The sequence below is a fragment of the Halomonas sp. 707B3 genome, from assembly GCF_024158645.1.
GTDB classification, from domain to species: Bacteria; Pseudomonadota; Gammaproteobacteria; order Pseudomonadales; family Halomonadaceae; genus Vreelandella; species Vreelandella lionensis.
In genome coordinates, this window is the sequence record NZ_JAMZBE010000204.1 from 1 (window position 1) to 5,027 (window position 5,027).

At 58.4% G+C, this 5,027-nt stretch carries 5 protein-coding genes and 1 pseudogene; 3 read left to right on the forward strand and 3 right to left on the reverse strand.

The features are described 5' to 3' along the window. The 3 genes and pseudogenes from BIS10_RS17330 to cysN all read left to right on the forward strand — a co-directional run. Positions 1–329 (forward strand): annotated as a pseudogene (locus BIS10_RS17330) (phosphodiesterase); the annotation flags it as partial. 115 nt (positions 330–444) lie between these two features. Beyond that, the gene (cysD, locus tag BIS10_RS17335) at positions 445–1,404 is read left to right on the forward strand and encodes a sulfate adenylyltransferase subunit CysD (RefSeq protein WP_253507162.1); all 960 of its coding nucleotides are present in this window, start codon (positions 445–447) and stop codon (positions 1,402–1,404) included. Next, the gene (gene cysN / locus BIS10_RS17340; protein WP_253507165.1) at positions 1,404–2,849 is read left to right on the forward strand and encodes a sulfate adenylyltransferase subunit CysN; all 1,446 of its coding nucleotides are present in this window, start codon (positions 1,404–1,406) and stop codon (positions 2,847–2,849) included. The genes cysD and cysN overlap by 1 nt, the downstream gene beginning before the upstream one ends. A gap of 127 nt (positions 2,850–2,976) precedes the next feature. On the opposite strand, the gene BIS10_RS17345 is transcribed toward cysN, so the two are convergent. The 3 genes from BIS10_RS17345 to BIS10_RS17355 form a co-directional block, all read right to left on the reverse strand. Then, entirely contained in the window at positions 2,977–3,792 is an 816-nt protein-coding gene (locus BIS10_RS17345) for a substrate-binding domain-containing protein (RefSeq protein WP_058576393.1), read from the reverse strand. Positions 3,793–3,831: 39 nt separating this feature from the next. After that, entirely contained in the window at positions 3,832–4,566 is a 735-nt protein-coding gene (locus BIS10_RS17350) for an ATP-binding cassette domain-containing protein (RefSeq protein WP_253507169.1), read from the reverse strand. Further along, positions 4,563–5,027 (reverse strand): ABC transporter permease (locus tag BIS10_RS17355; RefSeq protein WP_253507170.1); only part of this gene is annotated, 465 nt, incomplete at its 5' end. The genes BIS10_RS17355 and BIS10_RS17350, both read right to left, overlap by 4 nt.

Consider the following 5,027-nt stretch of genomic DNA (forward strand, 5'->3'; position numbering starts at 1 on the left):
CTCTTATTGCCATGCACCACCCGCCTGTGGACGTAGGTGCTGCCTGGATGGATGCCATTGGCTTGCAAGACCGCGACGCTTTTTGGCAGTTACTCAGTGCTTATCCGCAGGTGAAAATGATCCTGTTTGGCCATGCTCACCAAGCCTACGCCCAGCATCATCAAGCAGCTGGCACCGATATTGGTGTCTACGGTTGCCCCGCCATGGCTGACCAGTTTTTGCCGGGAGCGGAGCAGTTTGCCATCGATGAAGCCTCACGCCCTGGCTATCGCGTGGTCGACTTCAACGCTCACGAGTGGCAGACCTGGATTGAGCGTGTGGTTGTCTAAAGAGCCTGTTAGGCGTTATAGGTATAAAAAGATAGTTATTAATTCTTTTGGGTTATTATTGGCATAGCGTTACTCTACCCATAAAAGCAAGCACCGTTTTGTGAGGGAGTAGGTAATGAACCAGTTTTCTGCGCCGTCGGCGGCGACGCAAGAGGTGCCCATCGCACCGGATGCCGCCCGACTGACCCACCTGAAGCAGCTCGAAGCTGAATCGATCCATATCATCCGGGAAGTAGCGGCAGAGTTTCGCAATCCGGTGATGATGTACTCCATCGGTAAAGACTCCTCGGTGATGCTGCACCTAGCGCGTAAAGCCTTTTACCCTGGCACGCCGCCGTTTCCGTTGATGCACGTGGACACCACCTGGAAATTCCGCGAAATGATCGCTTTCCGCAACCGTATGGCGGAAGAGGCGGGCATGGAGCTGATTGTGCACACCAACGAAGAGGGGCGGGCAGCTAACATCAACCCCTTTGATCACGGTAGCGCGAAGTACACTGACATTATGAAAACCCAGGCGCTCAAGCAGGCGCTGGATAAGTATGGGTTTGATGCTGCCTTCGGCGGTGCGCGTCGTGACGAAGAAGCCTCCCGTGCCAAAGAGCGCGTCTACTCCTTCCGCGACAAGTACCACCGTTGGGATCCCAAAAATCAGCGCCCTGAGCTTTGGAACGTGTATAACGCCAAGGTCAATAAAGGCGAATCGATTCGCGTCTTCCCGCTTTCCAACTGGACCGAGCTGGATATTTGGCAGTACATCTACCTTGAGTCGATTCCGATTGTGCCGCTGTACTACTCCGCCAAACGTCCGGTGGTTGAGCACGACGGTATGCAGATCATGGTAGACGATGACCGCCTTCCATTGGCCCCAGGCGAGGTGCCGGAGGAGAAGTGGGTGCGTTTTAGAACCCTGGGCTGCTACCCGCTCACCGGCGCGGTGGAATCCACAGCAGCAACGCTGCCGGAAATTATCCAAGAGATGCTGTTGACCAAAACCAGTGAGCGCAGCGGCCGTGCCATCGACCACGATCAGGCCGGCTCCATGGAGAAGAAAAAGCGTGAGGGGTACTTCTAATGGCGCACCAGTCAACGTTAATTGCCGATAACATCGAGCAATACCTGCACGAGCACGAAAACAAAGACCTGCTGCGCTTTATTACCTGCGGCAGCGTCGACGATGGTAAATCCACCCTGATCGGGCGGCTGCTTCACGACTCCAAAATGATCTTTGAAGATCAGTTGGCAGCGATTACCAAGGCATCTAAAACCAGCGGCACCACTGGGGATGCGGTGGATCTTGCTTTGCTAGTGGACGGCCTACAGTCCGAGCGGGAGCAGGGCATTACCATTGATGTGGCTTACCGCTTCTTTTCCACAGAAAAGCGCAAGTTCATTATTGCCGATACCCCTGGGCATGAGCAGTACACCCGTAACATGGCGACCGGTGCCTCCACCGCAAGCTTGGCGATTATTCTGATCGACGCGCGCTACGGCGTGCAGACCCAGACACGCCGCCACAGTTTCATTGCCGACCTACTGGGCATTCAGCACTTAGTCATTGCGGTCAACAAGATGGATTTGGTGGGCTTCTCAGAAGCGCGCTTTAACGAGATTGTCGAGGAGTACCGGGCGTTCGCTAAGAACCTGCAAGCCCCGGATATCCGCTTCGTGCCGATGTCGGCACTCAACGGCGACAACGTGGTCAACCCCAGCGAGCAAACGCCCTGGTACTTTGACGATAGCCAGCGCTACGAAGGCAAAACGCTGATTGAGCTGCTGGAGAGCGTCGAAATCAGCCGCGATCAAAACCTCACCGATCTGCGTTTGCCGGTGCAGTACGTCAACCGCCCCAACCTGGACTTCCGCGGCTATTGCGGCACGCTCTCGGCCGGTGTGTTGCGCCCAGGCCAGGCGGTCAAAGCGCTGCCTTCCGGTAAAACGTCCCGCGTGGCTCGCGTGGTGACCTTCGATGGCGATTTAGACGCAGCCTACCCCGGCCAAGCGATTACCGTCACCCTGGAGGATGAAATTGATATCTCCCGTGGCGACTGGATCGTGAGCGCCGATGCTGAAATTCCGCTCTCTAACGTGTTCAACGCTGATATCGTGTGGTTGCATGAAGACGCTCTCACGCCCGGCAAGCTCTACGACATCAAGCTCGCCACCCGCGACTTAGCGGGGCAGGTGAGTGCCATTGAGTACCAGATCGACGTTAATACGCTGGAAAAGCACGCTACCGATTCACTGGGGCTGAACGCCATCGCCCGCTGCGAGGTGGAGTTAACGGCGTCCATTCCGGTAGACGACTACCGTACTAGCCCGGGTACCGGCAGTTTTATCGTGATTGACCGTTTGACCAACGTGACGGTAGGTGCCGGTATGATTCGCGGCGTGGCTAACGCCCGTGAACAGGCCGCTACCACCGATTGGGCTGCCTTTGAGCGCGACCTGAACGCGCTGGTACGCAAGCACTTTCCCCATTGGGAAGCAAAGGATATTCGCGAATTGCTGAGCCGCTGAGCTGACGTCGCGTTATCTAAATCATAGTCCTAAAACAAAGGCCTGTTGCACATAGTGCAGCAGGCCTTGTTGCGTTTGCCTCAGTGGCGGTGTATGCCAATACCGCCAAAGGCTCTTCTGCAAAGGACTACTTGGCGTTAGGGAAAAACAGCTGTTGGCCGCCTACCTCGAAGTCAGCAATCGCCTGCTGACCCTCCTCAGATACGAGCCACTGGTGCCACTGAGCGGCTAAATCATGCTTTAAGTGCGGGTGGCGTTCTTCCGATAGCAGCAGGCTGCCGTACTGGTTAAACAGCGCTTCGTCACCTTCGAACAGCAGCGTGAGGTTTTGCGGATTATCGAATGCGACCCAGGTGGCGCGGTCGGTAAAGGTGTAGGCGTCCATACCCGCAGCGGTGTTTAGGGTCGGGCCCATGCCACTACCCAGCTCGCGGTACCATTCGCCTTGGGGTGTTACACCTGCATCTTCCCACAAACGCAGTTCGGCGCGGTTCGTGCCGCTGTCATCGCCTCGTGAGGCAAATGGTGACCCGCTCTCGGCGATACGCGCAAAGGCGTCTGCCACGCTCTCGCTGTCGCTAATGCCTGCCGGGTCGTCGCTGGGGCCTACGATCACGAAGTCGTTATACATGACGTCTAAACGCTCCGTGGCGTAACCGTCCGCCACGAACTGCTCCTCGCCTGCCGTATCGTGTACTAGCAGGCTGTCAGCATCACCACGGCGGCCGATCTCAAATGCTTGCCCGGTGCCGACGGCCACCACGCGCACGTCGATGCCGGTGGCCTCGGTGAACGTGGGGATGATGGCATCGAACAGTCCTGAGTTCTCGGTGGACGTCGTGGAAGCGAGTGTAATGAAGTCGTCATCCGCGAGTAGCGAAGCACTCCAGGCCAAGGCGGTCGTGCATACGCTGGCGGTGATAAGCGTGGTCGTTGTCTTCACGGTCTGCTCCTTTGGGTCTTGTTCAACGCTGAGTGGGGGTCACCAAACCAGTTCGCCCCGGATAAACGCCCTGGCCTGCGAGGAGGCCGGGGTGTCGAAAAATCGCTCGGCGCTGGTGTGCTCCAGCACCTGGCCGCTGTACATAAACAGCACGTCGTCGGCGAGCCGCTTCGCCTGATGTAGGTCGTGGGTCGTCATGACGATGCGCGTCCCGCTCTGGTGAAACTCATTCACTGCATCTTCCACCGCCTTAATGGCGGCGGGATCAAGGGCGGAGGTGGGTTCATCCAAAAACAGCACGGAAGGGGTTAACAGCCAAGCGCGGGCCAGGGTGAGCCGCTGCTGCTCGCCGCCAGACAGCACCCGCGCGGGGCGCTTGGCCAGAGCTGCTAAGCCGAACTTCTCCAGTGCCTGCCAGGCGAGCGCTTTGCGCTCCCGGCGAGGCACGCGTTTGACGGCCAGGGCGTAGATCAGATTATCGATGACCGAGCGACGCAGCAGCACCGGCCGCTGAAACACCATGGCCTGCACGGGAGGTGCGCCTTCCCAGCTAACTTGGCCGCTGCTAGGGCGGAGTAGACCGTGAGCCAAACGCATGAACAGACTTTTACCCGCCCCGTTAGGCCCCATGATCAGCGTGCGCTGACAGCCAGACAGCGTGAGGGTGGTGGGCACCAACAAGGCGTGACCACGATGGGTAAAGCTCGCCTGCTGAAAGTGCAGGGCTGGCACATCGGCCAGTGAGGTGAAAGAGGAGGTGAGCGGTGCGTTCATCCTAACCGCCTCTTGGCCGCTTCACTAACCGCATGGGCCAGCGCATTGATGAGGGTGACCAGCGTCAGCAGTACGATGCCCAGCCCGAGCGCCAGGGGAAGGTCCCCCTTGCTGGTCTCCAGCACGATGCTGGTGGTCATCACCCGAGTCACGCCGTCGATATTGCCGCCGACGATCATCACCGCGCCCACTTCGGCGCTGGCCCGGCCAAAGCCCGCTAGAATCACCGTCAGCAGGCCAAAGCGCGCATCCCACAGTAGGGTGGGCATCATGCGTAGCTGGGTCAGCCCCAGCGAGCGTAGCTGCTCGGCGTACTCATGGTGCAGGGCTTCCACCTGCTGGCGCGTCAGCGCAGCGATAATCGGAAACACCAGGATGACTTGAGCAATCACCATGGCGCTGGGCGTGAACAGCAGCCCAAACGAGCCTAATGGCCCTGCCCGGGAGAGCAGCAAATAGAC